Source organism: Streptomyces lacaronensis (assembly GCF_047337785.1).
Taxonomy (GTDB): domain Bacteria; phylum Actinomycetota; class Actinomycetes; order Streptomycetales; family Streptomycetaceae; genus Streptomyces; species Streptomyces lycopersici.
Window position 1 is genome coordinate 6,632,969 of record NZ_JBLHDK010000003.1, and the last position, 16,055, is coordinate 6,649,023.

13 protein-coding genes and 1 pseudogene are annotated in these 16,055 nt (G+C 72.1%); 9 read left to right on the top strand and 5 right to left on the bottom strand.

The genetic code is table 11. The features are described from left to right. Positions 1–49 precede the first annotated feature (49 nt). From ACMTAK_RS28845 to ACMTAK_RS28855, 3 genes and pseudogenes are all read left to right on the top strand, one after another. Complete coding sequence (locus tag ACMTAK_RS28845) at positions 50–1,210, top strand: acyl-CoA dehydrogenase family protein (protein WP_413808873.1); 1,161 nt, start codon at positions 50–52, stop codon at positions 1,208–1,210. Between the two features lie 230 nt (positions 1,211–1,440). Then, positions 1,441–2,409 (top strand): enoyl-CoA hydratase family protein, encoded by a 969-nt coding sequence (locus ACMTAK_RS28850; RefSeq protein ID WP_413808874.1) that lies wholly within the window; start codon positions 1,441–1,443, stop codon positions 2,407–2,409. Next, positions 2,406–2,999: pseudogene (locus tag ACMTAK_RS28855) on the top strand (TetR/AcrR family transcriptional regulator); the annotation flags it as partial. The gene ACMTAK_RS28850 and the pseudogene ACMTAK_RS28855, both read left to right, overlap by 4 nt. A gap of 183 nt (positions 3,000–3,182) precedes the next feature. Here ACMTAK_RS28855 and ACMTAK_RS28860 read toward each other — a convergent pair. After that, positions 3,183–4,286 (bottom strand): citrate synthase 2, encoded by a 1,104-nt coding sequence (locus ACMTAK_RS28860; RefSeq protein ID WP_413808875.1) that lies wholly within the window; start codon positions 4,284–4,286, stop codon positions 3,183–3,185. A 353-nt stretch (positions 4,287–4,639) separates the two neighbouring features. Here ACMTAK_RS28860 and pdxH point away from each other — a divergent pair, with 353 nt between their 5' ends. Further along, a complete protein-coding gene (gene pdxH, locus ACMTAK_RS28865; protein ID WP_413808876.1) occupies positions 4,640–5,338 on the top strand; it encodes a pyridoxamine 5'-phosphate oxidase in 699 nt (232 codons plus the stop codon). A 397-nt stretch (positions 5,339–5,735) separates the two neighbouring features. Further along, positions 5,736–7,292 carry a PAS domain-containing protein gene (locus ACMTAK_RS28870; RefSeq protein ID WP_413808877.1) on the top strand — a complete coding sequence of 519 codons (1,557 nt, stop codon included), beginning with the start codon at positions 5,736–5,738 and terminating at the stop codon, positions 7,290–7,292. 137 nt (positions 7,293–7,429) lie between these two features. On the opposite strand, the gene ACMTAK_RS28875 is transcribed toward ACMTAK_RS28870, so the two are convergent. Then, entirely contained in the window at positions 7,430–8,185 is a 756-nt protein-coding gene (locus tag ACMTAK_RS28875; RefSeq protein ID WP_413808878.1) for an SIS domain-containing protein, read from the bottom strand. A gap of 151 nt (positions 8,186–8,336) precedes the next feature. On the opposite strand from ACMTAK_RS28875, the gene ACMTAK_RS28880 reads away from it, so the two are divergent. Continuing rightward, the gene (locus ACMTAK_RS28880; RefSeq protein ID WP_020870546.1) at positions 8,337–9,029 is read left to right on the top strand and encodes a metal-dependent transcriptional regulator; all 693 of its coding nucleotides are present in this window, start codon (positions 8,337–8,339) and stop codon (positions 9,027–9,029) included. 785 nt (positions 9,030–9,814) lie between these two features. After that, entirely contained in the window at positions 9,815–10,684 is an 870-nt protein-coding gene (locus tag ACMTAK_RS28885; protein ID WP_413808879.1) for an alpha/beta fold hydrolase, read from the top strand. Between the two features lie 74 nt (positions 10,685–10,758). Here ACMTAK_RS28885 and ACMTAK_RS28890 read toward each other — a convergent pair whose 3' ends face one another. Continuing rightward, positions 10,759–11,220, bottom strand: coding sequence for a hypothetical protein (locus ACMTAK_RS28890; RefSeq protein WP_413808880.1), 462 nt, complete (start codon positions 11,218–11,220; stop codon positions 10,759–10,761). A gap of 318 nt (positions 11,221–11,538) precedes the next feature. Here ACMTAK_RS28890 and ACMTAK_RS28895 point away from each other — a divergent pair, with 318 nt between their 5' ends. Then, positions 11,539–12,726 (top strand): lactate 2-monooxygenase, encoded by a 1,188-nt coding sequence (locus ACMTAK_RS28895; RefSeq protein WP_413808881.1) that lies wholly within the window; start codon positions 11,539–11,541, stop codon positions 12,724–12,726. Between the two features lie 123 nt (positions 12,727–12,849). Beyond that, a complete protein-coding gene (locus tag ACMTAK_RS28900) occupies positions 12,850–13,224 on the top strand; it encodes an SH3 domain-containing protein (RefSeq protein ID WP_413808882.1) in 375 nt (124 codons plus the stop codon). Between the two features lie 240 nt (positions 13,225–13,464). On the opposite strand, the gene ACMTAK_RS28905 is transcribed toward ACMTAK_RS28900, so the two are convergent. Beyond that, positions 13,465–15,150 (bottom strand): transporter, encoded by a 1,686-nt coding sequence (locus ACMTAK_RS28905; RefSeq protein WP_413808883.1) that lies wholly within the window; start codon positions 15,148–15,150, stop codon positions 13,465–13,467. Further along, entirely contained in the window at positions 15,147–15,962 is an 816-nt protein-coding gene (locus ACMTAK_RS28910) for an ABC transporter ATP-binding protein (RefSeq protein WP_413808884.1), read from the bottom strand. Before ACMTAK_RS28910 ends, ACMTAK_RS28905 begins: the two co-directional genes overlap by 4 nt. Positions 15,963–16,055 lie beyond the last annotated feature (93 nt).

Below are 16,055 nucleotides of genomic sequence, written 5' to 3' on the forward strand. Positions count from 1 at the left end.
GCACAGCGCACGTGGCCCGCACAACGCACGTACGTGGGAGGAGCCGTCCATGACCAGCCCGCACACGCCCGTGGACACCCCGGAGCGCGTGGCGCTCCGCGCCGCGGTGTCGTCCTTCGCCAAGGGGCACGCCCCGGGCGGCCCCCAGGAGGGCGACGGGGCCGCCGAACTGTGGGCCGAGGCAGGAAAGCTGGGCTACCTCGGCGTCAACCTCCCCGAGGAGTACGGCGGCGGGGGCGGTGGGATCACCGAGCTGTCCATCGTCCTGGAGGAGCTGGGCGCGGCGGGCTGCCCGCTGCTCATGCTCGTCGTCTCGCCCGCCATCTGCGGCACCGTCATCGCCCGGTTCGGCACCGCCGGGCAGAAGGAGCGCTGGCTGCCCGGTCTGGCCGACGGGAGCATCACCATGGCCTTCGGCATCACCGAGCCCGACGCCGGATCCAACTCGCACCGCATCACCACCACCGCCCGCCGGGACGGGAGCGGCGGCTGGATACTCAACGGCCGTAAGGTCTTCATCACCGGTGTGGACAACGCCGACGCGGTCCTTATCGTCGGCCGCACGGAGGACGCCAGGACCGGGAAGCTCAAGCCCTGCCTGTTCATCGTCCCGCGCGAGACCCATGGCTTCTCCCACCACCACATCCCGATGGAGCTGGCCGCCGCGGAGAAGCAGTTCGAGCTGGTGCTGGACGACGTGGCGCTGCCCGCCGACGCGCTGGTGGGCGACGAGGACGCCGGGCTGCTCCAGCTGTTCGCCGGGCTCAATCCGGAGCGCATCATGACGGCGGCGTTCGCGCTGGGCATGGGCCGCTACGCACTCGACAAGGCCGTGGACTACGCCCGTACCCGACAGGTGTGGAAGGAGCCCATAGGCGCCCACCAGGCGATCGCCCACCCCCTCGCCCAGGCCCATATCGAGCTGGAGCTGGCCCGGCTGATGATGGCGAAGGCGGCATACCTGTACGACGAGGGTGACGACGCGGGCGCGGGCGAGGCCGCCAACATGGCCAAGTACGCGGCCGGGGAGGCCGCGGTGAAGGCGGTGGACCAGGCCGTTCACACCCTCGGCGGCAACGGCCTGACCGCCGAGTACGGGCTGGCTCGGCTGATCACGGCCGCCCGGGTGGCCCGGATCGCCCCCGTCAGCCGGGAGATGATCCTCAACTATGTCTCCCACCAGACCCTGGGCCTGCCCAAGTCGTACTGAGCCGTACTGAGTCGTACGGAGCGGCGTGGGGGCTGGCAGGCGTTGTCGGTGGCGCGGGCTAGCGTGATGGGGCTGGGAGGGAGGATTCGCTGTGTCGTCCGGTCGCAGATACATGTGCTTCAGCAGACTCTGATGGATCTGGACCGGGCGTGTCGTGAGCCCTACCGCTCGGCCACCGGCAAGATCCTCAGGCGTGAACCGCGCGCCAGGGAAAGGAGTTCGACCGCCCCATGACCGACGGCCCCACGACCGGCCCCACGGCCGACCGCCCACTGACCGACGGCCTTACGGCCGACGGCTCCACGACCGACGGCCTTACGGCCGACGCGCAAAAGCCGCTCGTACTGGCCGCCTTCGCGCGCGGGATCACCACCCTCACCCTGGACTCGCCGCACAACCGCAACGCCCTCTCCTCGCGCCTGGTCGCCGAGTTGCGCGCGGCGCTGGCGGCAGCCGGGCGGGACGAGCGGGTGCGGGCGGTGCTGCTCACCCACACCGGCACGACCTTCTGCGCGGGCGCGGACCTGAGCGAACCGCCCTCGGCGTCCGGGGCGTCCGGTCTTGTGGATCTGTTGCGGTCGATCGTGGAGCTGCCCAAGCCGGTGGTCGCCCGCGTCACCGGGCACGTACGGGCCGGCGGGCTCGGGCTGCTCGGGGCCTGCGACATCTCGGCGGCCGGGCGCGGCGCCAGCTTCGCCTTCACCGAGGCCCGGCTCGGCCTCGCCCCGGCCGTCATCTCGATGCCGCTGCTGCCCCGGCTGGACCGGCGCGCGGCGGCCCGCTACTACCTCACGGGCGAACGGTTCGACGCCGCCGAGGCGGCCCGGATCGGGCTGGTGACGCTCGCGGACCCGGAGGGGGACGCGGACGAGGAGCTGGCGCCCGTCCTCGACGGGCTGCGCCGGGGATCCCCGCAGGGCCTGGCCGAGTCCAAGCGGCTGGTGACCGCCGATGTGCTGCGCGCCTTCGACCGGGACGGCGAGGCGCTGGCCGCGCTGTCGGCCCGCCTCTTCGCCTCCGAGGAGGCGCGTGAGGGCATGCGGTCGTTCCTGGAGCGGCGCGACCCGGCGTGGGTACGGCAGACGGCGGCCGACGCGGAGGTGGCGGCGGATACGGGGGCGATACCGGCCGCGGGGGCGGCGGCGATACCGGCTGCGGGGGACACGGGGGCCACGGGCTCCGCCGGGGCGTCCCGATGACCCCCCGTACGGCATTGCGCGACCCCAAGCAGGACCGCAGCCGCGCCACCCGCAGGCGGCTGCTGGAGGCCGCCGTGGCCTGCCTCGCCGAGCGCGGCTGGGCCGGTTCCACGGTCGCGGTGGTCGCCGAGCGGGCCGGGGTGTCGCGGGGCGCGGCCCAGCACCACTTCCCGACCCGCGAGGATCTCTTCACGGCCGCCGTCGAGCATGTCGCCGAGGAGCGCTCGGCGGAGCTGCGCGCCCTCCCCGCGCCGCACGGGGAGGGCCGCGTCCCCGCGGTGGTCGAGGCGCTGGTCACCCTCTACACCGGCCCGCTCTTCCGGGCCGCGCTCCAGCTGTGGGTGGCGGCCTCGTACGAGGAGCAGCTGGGCGCCCGGGTGACCGCCCTGGAGGCGAAGATCGGCCGGGAGACGCATCGGATGGCGGTGGAGCTGCTGGGTGCCGACGAGTCGGTGCCGGGCGTCCGGGAGGCCGTCCAGGGCCTGCTCGACATGGGGCGGGGCCTCGGCCTGGCCAATCTGCTGACGGACGACGGCCACCGCCGGGAGCGGGTGGTGGCCCAGTGGTCGCGGATCCTGGAGGGGATCCTGTCCCCGAAGGACCCGGACGACCACTCGGTTGGCGACCACCCGGCTGGCGACCACCTGGTTGGCGACCCCCCGGCCGGCGATCACCCCGCCCACGACCGCCCCGCCAGCGACCGCACTGCCAACGACCGCCCCGCCCCGGCCGCCTCCCGACCTACCGCGAGCTGACACCCACGGCGAGCTGACCTACCGCGAGGCGGTGTCCCCGTAGCCGTCGACCTCGTGCGGGCTGCGCGCGCCGGGGCCGATGTACCGGGCCGACGGCCGCACCAGACGGCTGGTCCGCTTCTGCTCCAGGATGTGCGCGCTCCAGCCCGCCGTACGGGCGCAGGTGAACATCGAGGTGAACATGGGGGCCGGGACCTCGGCGAAGTCCAGCACGATGGCCGCCCAGAACTCCACGTTCGTCGCCAGCACCCGGTCCGGCCTGCGGTTGTGCAGCTCGTCCAGGGCGGCCCGCTCCAGCGCCTCGGCGACCTCGAAGCGGGGTGCGCCCAGCTCCTTGGCGGTGCGCCGCAGTACCCGCGCCCGCGGGTCCTCGGCGCGGTAGACCCGGTGGCCGAAGCCCATCAGCCGCTCACCCCGGTCCAGGGCCTGCTTCACGTAGCGGGTGGCGTCCCCGGTGCGCTCGATCTCCTCGATCATGCCGAGCACCCGGGAGGGCGCGCCGCCGTGCAGCGGCCCCGACATGGCGCCCACCGCGCCGGAGAGCGCGGCGGCCACATCGGCGCCGGTGGAGGCGATGACGCGGGCGGTGAAGGTGGAGGCGTTCATGCCGTGCTCGGCCGCCGAGGTCCAGTACGCGTCGACGGCGGCCACATGCTTGGGGTCCGGCTCACCGCGCCAGCGCCGCATGAAGCGCTCCACGATGGTTCCGGCCTTGTCGATCTCCCGCTGCGGCACCATCGGCTTCGCCTGGCCACGGGCCGACTGGGCCACGTAGGACAGGGCCATCACGGCCGCGCGCGCCAGGTCCTCACGGGCCTGCTCCTCGTCGATGTCCAGCAGCGGTTTGAGGCCCCAGACGGGCGCGAGCATGGCCAGCGCGGACTGCACATCGACCCGGACGTCCCCGGAGTGGACCGGGATGGGGAACGGCTCGGCGGCCGGCAGCCCCGGGTTGAAGGCGCCGTCGACCAGGAGACCCCAGACGTTCCCGAAGGAGACATGGCCCACCAGATCCTCGATGTCCACGCCTCGGTAGCGGAGCGCGCCGCCTTCCTTGTCGGGTTCGGCGATCTCCGTCTCGAACGCGACGACTCCTTCGAGTCCGGGTACGAAGTCGGACATCAGGCGGCTCCTCATGCTGCGGACGACGGTCGGCGACGGACGGTGCCGGAACGGCTACGCGGCCGCCTGACACGGCTCGCGGTCCGTACCGGTCACTCCGTGATGTGCCCCGTGCGGGTGTTGGTCACCCAACCGCGGCGGGGAGTGACCTCCGTGACACGGGGGGTGGTGCCTGCCCAGGCGCCGAACGGGCGGCGCGTGGTCCGCTCAGTCTGCTGCGTGCCCTGCCCATGGGGAAGCGTGAGAAGTGGCACATGCCCTCCGGAACGCGGGAGGGTTACGGGATGCGGGGACGGGGGAGGAGAGCGCTCTTCCGGGGCTGCCCGTCCGACGGACCGATGATGTTGCAAGATATGCCCGTGCCTCACGTTGACTCGGAGCCCTCGGCTTCCTCCGCGCGTACGTACGACCCGGCCGCCATGCGCGAGCACTACCGCGCGGCCGGTTTCGACGAGGCGGACCTGGCGGGTGATCCGTTCCGGCAGTTCACCCGGTGGTTCGAGGACGCCGTCGGCAGCGGACTGTTCGAGCCGAACGCCATGGTCGTCTCGACGGCCGACGCGCGGGGCCGCCCCAGCTCCCGCACGGTCCTGATGAAGAGCTTCGACGAGCGAGGCTTCGTCTTCTATACCAACTACGGCTCCCGCAAGGGCCGTGAGCTGGGCGAGAACCCGCATGTCGCCCTGCTCTTCCCCTGGCACCCCATCGCCCGGCAGGTGATCGTGACGGGCACCGCGCGGCGCACCGGCCGTGACGAGACGGCGGCGTACTTCCGCACCCGGCCGCACGGGTCGCAACTGGGGGCGTGGGCGAGCTCGCAGTCCACGGTGGTGGGCTCGCGGGAGGAGCTGGACCGCTCGTACGAGGAACTGGCGGACCGCTATCCGCCGGGCGAGCAGGTGCCGGTGCCGCCGGAGTGGGGCGGGTTCCGGGTGGTGCCGGAGGCGGTGGAGTTCTGGCAGGGCCGGGAGAACCGGCTGCACGACCGGCTGCGGTATGTCCGGCTGCCCGAGAAGGAGGGCGGCTGGCGCGTGGAGCGGCTGTACCCGTAGAACCCGCCCGAGAACGCCCTGAGAACGCGGACAACCCGCGGGTCTGTCCCCTGACGCCCTGAGGCGGAAGGGGGCCGGTCGGACGTACCGGCGACCCGCGGGTCGGGTGACTGCTTGGGATTGGCCGGCTGCGCACCTCTGGTGCGCCAGTCCGGCGAATGCGCTGAGCGCGACGACGGACTGCTAGCCCGCAGTCACCTCACGCGTCCGGATTTCATACATCTGCCGAACCACCTCCCTTCTCGTGTACCGACACACTAAGAACCCCCTCCTGCCACACACAAGCGAATTTCCGTGTGGCAACGATTTCGACGAATGCGGTGTGGCGCGTGTCACGTTCGAGTTCAATGTCCGACGTGCCCCACCACAGACAGCCACGTCCAGCAAGGGGTGTCAGGTGAGCGCTTCACAACGTTCCGAACCCGCACGTCCAGCGCGTTCCGCCCGGTCCTCGCGGGGGGTCCCGGGACAGCCGGGCGCGGCTCCGTCGGCGTCCGGCCACCCCGACTGTCCGGACGGCCCCGAGCGGCCCGACTCCGAACTGCTCGCCGCGCTGCTCGACGGGATGGACGCCGCCCTGTGCGCGTTCGACGCCGACGGCACGGTGACCCACTGGAACCACGAGGCCGAGCGCATCCTCGGCTGGACGGCGGCGGAGGCGGTCGGCCGCAAGGGGCTGGGCGGCTGGGCGGCCCGCCCGGGGGACGCCCGGGACGTCGAGGCGCGCCTTACGGAGGCCATGGGCGCCACGGGGCGCAGGGTGCACGAGTTCGCGCTGCTGACCAAGGACGGCGGCCGGGTCCTGGTCCGTACGCAGTCCTCGGGGGTGCCGGGCGCGGACGGCCGCCCGGCCGGGGTGTACTGCGCCTTCAGCGAGGTGCACGCCCAGGTCGACCTGGAGCGGTCGATCGCGCTGAGCGAGGCGCTGCTGGACGACGCGTCGTGGAACGTGATCCTGGTCGACGCGGATCTGCGGGTGGCCGTCGTCAACGCCAACGCGGCGGGCGCGCTGCGCACCGCCCGTAAGGCCGCGCCCGGACGGCCGCTGGGGGACTTCCTGGACCAGGGCGTGGGGGAGGCGGAGGCCGCGCTCCAGCACGTCCTGGCGGAGGGCGCGCCCCCGGCGCCCACCGAGCTGTGGGTGACGCTGCGGGACGCCGACGCCGACGTGGCGGACGGCCTCGAAGGCGCGGAGGGCGTGCGCTACGAACTGCTCGACGACGACGAGGCGGTGCGCGGCGAGGGCGGCGACCGGGGCGAGGCCGGGGCGGCGGCGCGGCGCCGCTGCTGGCGCAGCGGCTTCCTCCGGCTGGCCTCACCGCTCACCGAGGAACCGGCGCCGCTCGGAGCGGCCTGGATCTTCCAGGACGTGACGGAGGTGAAGGGCCAGGAGCAGGAGAGTGCCCGGATGCGCTTCCGGGGCAACCAGCTGCACCGGTCGGCGCGGGCGGCGGCCGAATGCGAGGATCCGATGGAGGCCGCCTCGGTCCACCTGGACTTCGCGCTGGCGGGCTTCGCCGACCACGCCCTGATCGACCTGGTCCTGGACTCGCCGCCGGGCGCCCCGGCCGACCGGATCCGGCTGGTCCGGGCGGCGGCCACGCCCACCGACGCCCCCGGCCCCTGCCCGCCCGTCGTCCCGGGCGGTATCCCGCTGGCCTACCCGGAGGGCCATCCGGCGCTCCAGGCGGTCGAGCGCTGCGGGTCGGTACGGGCGAGCGCGAGACGCTCGGACGAGTCGGGGACGGCCCGGTGGGCGGCGGCACGCAAATGGCCGGGGGGCGCGGTGCACGGCCTCTGCGCGGTGCTGCGCAGCCGCGGCCGCACCCTCGGCGTGGTCACCTTCCTGCGCACCTCCAGCCGCCGGGCCTTCGACCGGACGGACGCGACGTACGCGGAGGACGTCGCGGCCCGGGTCGCGGCCTCGGTGGACCTGGCCGTACGCGGGTGCTGACGCCGTGCTGGAGCGGTGCCGGCGCTGTGCAGGGCGGTGCTGACGCCGTGCTGGGCGGTGCCGGCGCCGCACCTGGGACCGGCGCGCGCCCGGCGACCACGGGGGGCGCCGGGCAGTGGATCACCGAGGGCGGACCGTCACCGCCGGTAGAAGATCCGGTCCCCGTATTCGGTCATCACCTTACGGTTCCACTCGTGCCCGCCGTCCACGTTCCCCGACCTCAGCATGGGCGGCTCGATCCCGCGCTCGGCCAGTTCCCCGATCCCGGCCGCCACCATGGACTGCATGATCGCGCTCGTCACGACGGTGGACGCGGGCGCGAAGGGCGCGCCCACGCCGTCCGCCGTGAGCTCCGCGTCCCCGACCGCGATCTTGTTGTCGACGACCAGGTCGCAGTGGTCCTTGAGGAAGCCACCGGAAGGGTTGCGCGAGGTCGTGCCGGTCGCGTAGCCGACCGAGGTCACCCCGATGACCTTGACGCCGCGTTCCCGCGCGCTGATGGCCATCTCCACGGGCAGGGCGTTGCGCCCGGACAGCGAGATCACGATCAGCAGGTCCCCGGCCTGGAGCGGGCTGCTGTCGAGGACGGTGGTGGCGAGCCCGTCGATGCGTTCGAGCGCGCTGCCCAGGGTGGCGGGGACGACGTCCACGCCCACCGCACCCGGTACCGGCAACAGGTTCATCAGCGCGAGCCCGCCCGCGCGGTAGACGACGTCCTGAGCGGGCAGGGAGGAGTGCCCGGCGCCGAACGTGAAGAGGCGTCCGCCCGCGGCGACCGTATCGGCGATCAGGGTGCCCGCCGCGGCGATATGCTCGCCCTCCTCGTCCCGCACCTGCCGCAGCAGGCCGATGGCCGCGTCGAAGAATTGCCCGGCCGGTTTGGACTCGCTCATCAACGCGTCGCCTTCCCTGTGGGGGTTTCGATCATGACGCTGTGAATAGCAGCCCGGCCCCTTGCGGCGGAAGGGGCCGACTCGGCCCCGTTGTCGGTGGGATGCGTCAGAATTGGTTGAGGGCCACCGCACGACACTTCGAGGGGCACGCATGTCCGGACTGATCGACACCACGGAGATGTATCTCCGCACCATCCTCGAGCTCGAGGAGGAGGGCGTGGTCCCCATGCGCGCCCGGATCGCGGAGCGGCTCGAGCAGAGCGGTCCGACGGTCAGCCAGACGGTGGCGCGGATGGAGCGCGACGGGCTGGTCACGGTCGCGGGCGACCGTCATCTGGAGCTGACCGAGGAGGGCCGCCGGCTGGCCACGCGCGTGATGCGCAAGCACCGGCTCGCGGAGTGCCTGCTCGTGGATGTGATCGGGCTGGAATGGGAGCAGGTCCACGCCGAGGCGTGCCGCTGGGAGCATGTGATGAGCGAGGCGGTGGAGCGGCGGGTGCTGGAGCTGCTCCGCCATCCGACCGAGTCGCCGTACGGAAACCCGATTCCGGGCCTGGAGGAGCTGGGCGAGAAGGCCGAGGCCGATCCGTTCCTGGACGAGTCCATGGTGAGCCTGCGTGAGCTGGAGCCGGGTTCGGAGGGCAAGACGGTGGTGGTGCGCCGCATCGGCGAGCCCATCCAGGCCGACGCCCAGGTGATGTACACGCTGCGGCGGGCCGGGGTGCAGCCGGGATCCGTGGTGAGCGTCACCGAGTCGCCGGGCGGGGTCCTGGTCGGCAGCAGCGGCGAGGCGGCGGAGCTGGAGGCGGAGATCGCCTCGCATGTCTTCGTGGCCAAGCGCTGACGCCTCCCTGGCCTCGCTTTCCAACGGCGTGCCGGCCTCGCTTCCCAAGAGCGCAAGAGCGTGCCGGCCTCGCTTCCCAACGACGTGCCGGCTTCGTTTGTTGCCAAGAGCGTGCTGGCCTCGCCTTCCAACGGCGCGCTGACCTCGTTTCCCAAGAGCGCGCTGGCCTCGCCTGGCCTCCCAACGGCGCGCCGACGTCGCCTCCCATACCGCGCTGATCCGGCTTCCCAACACCGCGCGAACACACCTCCGCACGGCCCCCCGCGCCTCGACACGCTGACCGATACACCCGGTTCAAGTCATTCGGCCGTCACGACCTGCGACGACGGATTTTCCCGATACCGGAGTCGACAGAAACCGAGCGGGCCGGGGCGACGCGTGCGACGCTGTCGCTGACGCTCGGATCGTCAGGGGAGGGGGTCCGGTGGGCCCGATGGGCTGTGCCGCCGAGGGGGTGTTCTTGAGCGGGGGCCCCGGTGCCGTCAGGTGCCGGGGCCCCGCTTCCCCATGTCCCCCCGCTGGGCCCCGGGCCGCACGGACCGCGCGAACGCGGCCGGTGCGACCCGGGGCCCTGGTGACCCGGAGCCCCGAGCTCCCAGGGTCGTCCCCCGCGGACTCCCTTCCCCGAGCAGTCCGCCTCCCGCTAGCTGTCTCCCCAGGGCGCAGACGATCAATCCCCGAGCACGGTCACTCGAACGAGGGGTGTTGGACGGCAATGCCCCGTGTTCGAATATGAGTTCGATACTGTGAGGGTGTTCGAGAGAGGGTTGGAGGTGCCAGACCACATGGTGCGACGTATCGAAGTGAGCGGGGCCGGCGGCGTGCGGCTCGCCGCCTGGGAGTTCACCGATCCGCCCAAGGCAGGCGCTGGCCGCGAGGGAGCGCGGGGCCCCGGAGTGCTGTTGCTCCATGGGCTGCTGGGGCGGGCCGCCCACTGGGCGGAGACGGCCCGCTGGCTCTCCACCCGCTATCGGGCGGTCGCCCTCGACCAGCGCGGCCATGGCCGCAGCCAGAAGCCGGCCGAGGGGCCGTTCGGCCGCTCCACCTATGTGGACGACGCCGAGGCGGCCGTGGAGCAGCTCGGCCTCGCCCCCGTGACCCTGATCGGCCATGCCATGGGCGCCCTCACCGCCTGGCAGCTCGCCGCCCGCCGCCCCGATCTGGTCCGGGCGCTGGTCATCTGCGATATGCGGGCCTCGGCTCTCGGCGTCGCCTCACAGCGCGAGTGGGTCGAGTGGTTCCGCTCCTGGCCGGTGCCGTTCGCCACCCTCGCCGATGTGCGCAAGTGGTTCGGTGAGGACGATCCGACGCTGGAGCGCCCGAATCCGCCCCGGGGCGACTTCTTCGCCGAGGTCATGGCCGAGCGCTCGGATGGCTGGCGCCCGGCGTTCTCCTGCCGCCAGATGCTGAAGGTCCGTGACACCTGGGTCCATGACGCCCATTGGGAGGAGCTCGCGCAGGTCGAGTGCCCCACCCTGGTCGTGCGCGGGCTGGACGGTGAGCTGGGCCGCGCGGAGGCGCAGGAGATGGTCCGCGTGCTGCCTCGGGGGCAGTATGCGGAGGTGGTGGACGCGGGCCATCTCGTCCACTACGACCAGCCGGACGGCTGGCGCCGCGCCGTGGAGCCCTTCCTGGCCTCGGTCCTGCCCGTCTAGCCGCACAGTGGCCTGCGGGGCCCAACCCGGTGATGTGGCGCCCGGTTCAGAACGTCCCGTTCAGAAGGTCCCGTTCAGAACTGCCAGACGAACGGTTCGCCGCCGATCTCCGTCCACATGACCTCGACCGACCTCGCCCGTGCGGGAATCAGGAAGGTGTTGCAGAGCAGATGGCTCTGCCCGCTCCTCCAGTTCTTGATCTCATCCGAGTCCGCGCATCCCTTGGGCCGTCCGGCGGCGCCGCCGGTGACCTTCGCTCCCCGTCGTCCGTCCGCGTACACCTCCGCGTAGTCCCCGACCCGCGGATACTCCTTCACGGTGGCCCCGCGCAGATGGGTGTACTTCACATAGGCCACCACGGGCACCTTGCCCTCGGCGTCCGCCGGGTTCGACACCAGCGCCTTCGCCTCGGCCGCCGTGCCGATGTCGACCTTCTGTGCCGCGATCCGATAGGTGGGCTCGACCCCGGTGTCCTCCTTGAAGGCACGCGTAGCGGCCTCGCCCGGCTGGAGCGGCGACTCACCTTCCGATCGCATACCGACCTTCTGCGCACCGCTTCGGTGACCATCGGTGACACCCGTGCGGGAAGTGTGGCGTGCGTTCTCGGATGTATCGCCCTTTTCGTCGAATGGTCCGCACGCGGTCAGGGCGAGAGCCAGTACGGCAACGAGCGCGCCGGCACGCAGCCACGTTGTCTTGGTCAGCGGCAAGTGGAACTCCAATGCGGGAACGTGGCCTCATCGCGTTCCGGTGTGATCCCTTGAACGCGATCGACGGTTCGTCGATCCTACGAGTCCTCTACTCCCTTACAGCAATGGGAAATTGACCAGTCATGGACAGGTGAAGGGAAGCACATGATCGGTGGCGACAGCACGGAGCCGGAACCCGGCAAGGACTGGGCGGCATTTCAGTACGAGATCTATCTGAACGGGATGACCGGCGCCGTTCCCCGGCTTCCCGCCGATCTCACCCGGCTCGAGGAACTGGCCGAGGCGCGGCTGGGGCCGGGGCCGGTGGGCTATGTGGCGGGCAGCGCGGGCAGCGGCAGCACCGAGCGGGCCAACCGGGCGGCGCTGGACCGGCATCGGATCGTGCCCCGGATGCTCCGTGACGTACGGCGGCGGAATCTGTCGGTCGAGCTGTTCGGCACCCGGCTGCCCGCGCCGCTCGCGCTCGCGCCGATCGGCGTGCTGTCGATCATGCATCCGGAGGCCGAGTGCGCGGCGGCGCGGGCAGCCGCCGCGCAGGGCGTGCCGTTCATCCTCTCCTCCGCGTCCAGTACGCCCATGGAGCGGGTGGCGGAGGCGATGGGCGACGGTGAGCGGTGGTTCCAGCTCTACTGGGGTAAGGACCGCGAGGTCACCAGGAGCTTTCTGGGCCGGGCCAGGTCCTGTGGTTTCACGGCCCTGGTGGTCACCCTCGACACCCCGCTGCTGGCCTGGCGGCCGCGCGACCTCGACCAGGCGTATCTGCCGTTCCTGCACGGTGTGGGCACCGCCAACTACTTCACCGATCCGGCGTTCCAGGCGGGGCTCGCCAAGCCGGTCCACGAGGACCGGGACGCCGCGGTGCTGCACTTTGTGCAGCTGTTCGGCGACCCCGGGAAGACCTGGGACGACTTGGTGTTCCTGCGCGAGCACTGGGACGGCCCGATCGTGCTGAAGGGCGTGCTGCACCCCGATGACGCCCGTCACGCGGCGGACGCGGGGATGGACGGCGTCGTCGTGTCCAACCACGGCGGCCGCCAGGTGGGCGGCTCGATCGGAGCGGCCGACGCGCTGCCGGGGGTGGTGGAGGCGGTCGGCGACCGGCTGGCGGTGCTCTTCGACAGCGGAGTGCGCACCGGTGACGATGTGTTCAAGGCGCTCGCGCTGGGGGCCCGCGCGGTGCTGCTGGGGCGGCCGTACGCCTATGGGCTCGGGCTGGACGGGCAGCCGGGGGTGGAGCATGTGATCCGCTCGCTGCTGGCCGAGTTCGAGCTGACGCTGGCGCTGTCGGGCCATCCCGATGGAGCGGGGCTCACCCCGGAGGCGCTCGGCTGACAATTCCCTTCGGCTTTCAACTTGTCAGCCACACCGGTCCATCGGCGACTCGCCGAGGGGGCGTCGGGGTTTTACCGGGTCCTCAGCTTCCGGATTGACGGGTGCTACGCTCCTTGGCGCGCAATGAATTATCTGATCATGGGGGGTGGTCGCGTGAAGATCAAACGTAAAGCCTCGATGGTCGTGCTCTCAGCGGCGCTGATGCTGGGCGGTTCCGTCGCCCTGGCACCATCGGCGTCGGCGGTGGGGTCATCGGCGTGTCAGTTCAATTCCCCGGATGTCAATTTCAGGGTCTCGACCAGTGGCGCCAGATTCCGCACCGGACCGGGAAAGCGGTACCGCGCTATAGGGACGCTTTACCGAGGGGATTCCTTTCGGTACTTCTGCCGCACCCGGGGCTTTGAGAACAGCTGGTCCTACGGAAAGATCCTCAAGCGGACCACGACCGGAATTCATGCTGGAACCAGAGGCTGGGTGTACAGCAAGTACCTCGACTAGCCGGAACGTTACGGCAGTTGGGCGCGGCAGTCGGGCGCGCGGCAGTTGCCCGCGCGGCAGTCCGGCGAACGGCAGTTGCCCGCGCGGCAGTCCGGCGAACGGCAGTTGCCCGCGCGGCAGTCCGGCGAACGGCAGTTGGCCGTGCGGCGCTCGGGCGCGCAGGCTTCGTACGACGGCACGCGGCGGGGCCGGGGAATCGCCCCGGCCCCGCCGTCCGTGCCCGTGCCCGGGTCGCCACTCTCACCCCTTGCTGACCGCCGCCAGGATCTCGGGCAGCCGCGCCGCGACCCGTGGCGCCGCCACCCGCAGGCCGGTCTCCGCGATGGCCGCGCCGTACACCGCGCCCAGCGGGAAAACCACCCACAGCAGGCCGTGCGTCCCGGAGACATGCAGCCAGATCGTCAGGCCCAGCACCGGCGCGCAGAGCACGGAACCCACGATTATCCCGCCGAGGATGCTGATCCAGGCGATCCCCGCCTGCGCCGGGACGACGTTCTTGTAGCCGCTGTCCTGCGGAATGGAGTACGGGGCCAGCACCGAGGTCAGGGCGCCGGTCGCCAGCATCGAGCCGAGCAGCGCCAGGGCGATGCCGAGCGCCTCGGGGGCGGCCGACCAGCTCTTCAGGACGGCGGCACAGCCGAGCACCGCCACCGCCACGTACGGCACCGCGACCAAAAGCAGCGCCAGCGCACGGCCCCGCAGCTCCAGATAGGCGTCGCGGGGCGAGGAGATCGTCTGGGCGACCATCCAGAAGGCGGAGGTGTCCTGGCCGAACTGGTTGTACATCAGCATGCCGAGCATCCCCGACGCCCAGCAGGCCCAGTAGATCGAGCCGTTGCCCTGGGCCGCGGTGATGAAGGGGAGCAGCAGGCCGACGCCCAGCGAGGTGACCCATGCCGACTTGGTCTTCGGGTCCCGTACGGCATAGCGCAGCGTGCGCAGCAGCACCGTGCCGGTGCGGCCCGAGGGCAGCAGCCGGGCGAACGGGCCCGAGGCGTCCGGGGTGTCGGCCGCGCCGGAGGACCGCCGCTCGCGCGGCGCCGCCGCCTGGATCGTGGAGGCGTCCGGCGTGGTCATCAGATGGGTGAGGGTGCCGCGCCACCACCACATCAGCAGGGCCAACGCCGCGACGGTGAGCGCGAACTGGGCCGCGGCGACCCCGTAGGCGCCGTCACTCACGCCCTGGACGGCGTCCACCGCCGCCGCGGGCGGCACCCAGCGCAGCACCGCGGACGCCGGTTCCAGTACGGACAGGCCGTTCTTACCGCCGAGCTGCTGGGCCCCGAGGTTCACGAACTGCGCGCCGATCGCCACGAACAGACCGCTGAGCACCGCCATATCGCGGCCCTTACGGCTGGTGAGGAGGCGGGTGTTGGCCGTGGCGACGGCGCGGGCCAGCGCCACGCACACCAGCACCGTCAGCACCACGGCCACGACGCCCGCCACCGCGGCGGCCGCCCCGTGCGCGACGGCGATCGCCGAACCGGCCACCAGGGTCAGGGTGAACAGCGGGCCGATGCCGATCAGCGAGGACACCAGCAGTGCGGTGATCAGCGAGCGCGGCCGCAGCGGCAGCATCACCAGCCGGGTCGGGTCGAGGGTCTCGTCGCCGCCGGGGAAGAACAGCGGCATCACCGCCCAGCCGAGGGCGAGTACCGCCGTCAGCAGTGTGACCAGCGCGTCGACGTGGTTCGTACCGCGCAGCAGCACCAGGCCGAGCAGCTGCAACACGGCGAACAGCATGGCCATCACCAGCGAGGTGATGTACGCGGCCCGCCGGCCGCTGGACTGGCGCAGCCCGTTGCGCAGCAGCGCCAGCTTCAGGGAGACGAAGACGGGGGTGGGGGAGCCGGTGGGGACGGCGGGCGGCGCGGGAGCCGCGGTGCCGAGCGGGTTCTCGGCGCCGAGCGGGTCGGTGAGCGTCATCGGGCGCCGCCGCCCAGCCAGTCGAGGCTCTGGCCCGCCTCGCGCCGGTTGGCGCCGACGAGTTCCAGGAAGGCGTCCTGCAGTGAGGGCGCGTCGCCCCGCACCTCGGCCAGCGGGCCATGGGCCCGGATCCGCCCGCTCGCGATCACCGCCACCCAGTCGCACAGCGACTCCACCAGCTCCATGACATGGCTGGAGAAGACGACGGTCGCGCCGGAGCGGGTGTAGCGCTCCAGGACGCCGCGGATGGTCTGAGCGGAGACCGGGTCGACGCCCTCGAAGGGCTCGTCGAGGAAGAGGACTTCCGGGTTGTGGAGCAGCGCGGCGGCCAGTCCGATCTTCTTCCGCATACCGGTGGAGTAGTCGATGACCAGCTTGCTCTGGGAGCCCGCGAGATCAAGGACGTCCAGCAGCTGGGTGGCGCGCCGGTCGACCTCCGCGCCGGGCAGCCCGCGCAGCCGCCCGGTGTAGGTGAGCAGCTCCCGGCCGGAGAGCCGCTCGAACATCCGCAGCCCCTCGGGCAGCACCCCGATCCGCGCCTTGACCTCGACCGGGTCCCGCCAGACGTCATGGCCGCCGATTTCCACGGTCCCCTTGTCGGGGCGCAGCAGGCCGGTGATCATCGAGAGCGTGGTGGTCTTACCGGCGCCGTTGGGCCCGACGAGTCCGATGAACTGCCCGGCGGGCAGCTCCAGATCGATCCCGGCGACCGCGACCTGCTCCCCGTAACGCTTCCACAGGCCGCTCACCCGCACGGCGGCGGCCCGGGACGACTGTGGCTGTGCGCTGTCTGCTGCTTGCTCCTGCGGCACCGGCTAACCCCGTTTTCCCGTGGGACGTGTCCCACTGACGTATCACGCGGGGGCCGGTCATAACGCCCCCGCCGTCGCTCCACGATAGGGGCC

Bases quoted from the DNA above. Each gene is read 5' to 3' on its own strand.
- ACMTAK_RS28845 (WP_413808873.1), top strand. From the start codon at position 50: ATGACCAGCCCGCACACGCCCGTGGACACCCCGGAGCGCGTGGCGCTC.
- ACMTAK_RS28850 (WP_413808874.1), top strand. From the start codon at position 1,441: ATGACCGACGGCCCCACGACCGGCCCCACGGCCGACCGCCCACTGACC.
- ACMTAK_RS28860 (WP_413808875.1), bottom strand. From the start codon at position 4,286: ATGTCCGACTTCGTACCCGGACTCGAAGGAGTCGTCGCGTTCGAGACG.
- pdxH (WP_413808876.1), top strand. From the start codon at position 4,640: ATGCCCGTGCCTCACGTTGACTCGGAGCCCTCGGCTTCCTCCGCGCGT.
- ACMTAK_RS28875 (WP_413808878.1), bottom strand. From the start codon at position 8,185: ATGAGCGAGTCCAAACCGGCCGGGCAATTCTTCGACGCGGCCATCGGC.
- ACMTAK_RS28880 (WP_020870546.1), top strand. From the start codon at position 8,337: ATGTCCGGACTGATCGACACCACGGAGATGTATCTCCGCACCATCCTC.
- ACMTAK_RS28885 (WP_413808879.1), top strand. From the start codon at position 9,815: ATGGTGCGACGTATCGAAGTGAGCGGGGCCGGCGGCGTGCGGCTCGCC.
- ACMTAK_RS28890 (WP_413808880.1), bottom strand. From the start codon at position 11,220: ATGCGATCGGAAGGTGAGTCGCCGCTCCAGCCGGGCGAGGCCGCTACG.
- ACMTAK_RS28895 (WP_413808881.1), top strand. From the start codon at position 11,539: ATGATCGGTGGCGACAGCACGGAGCCGGAACCCGGCAAGGACTGGGCG.
- ACMTAK_RS28900 (WP_413808882.1), top strand. From the start codon at position 12,850: ATGAATTATCTGATCATGGGGGGTGGTCGCGTGAAGATCAAACGTAAA.
- ACMTAK_RS28905 (WP_413808883.1), bottom strand. From the start codon at position 15,150: ATGACGCTCACCGACCCGCTCGGCGCCGAGAACCCGCTCGGCACCGCG.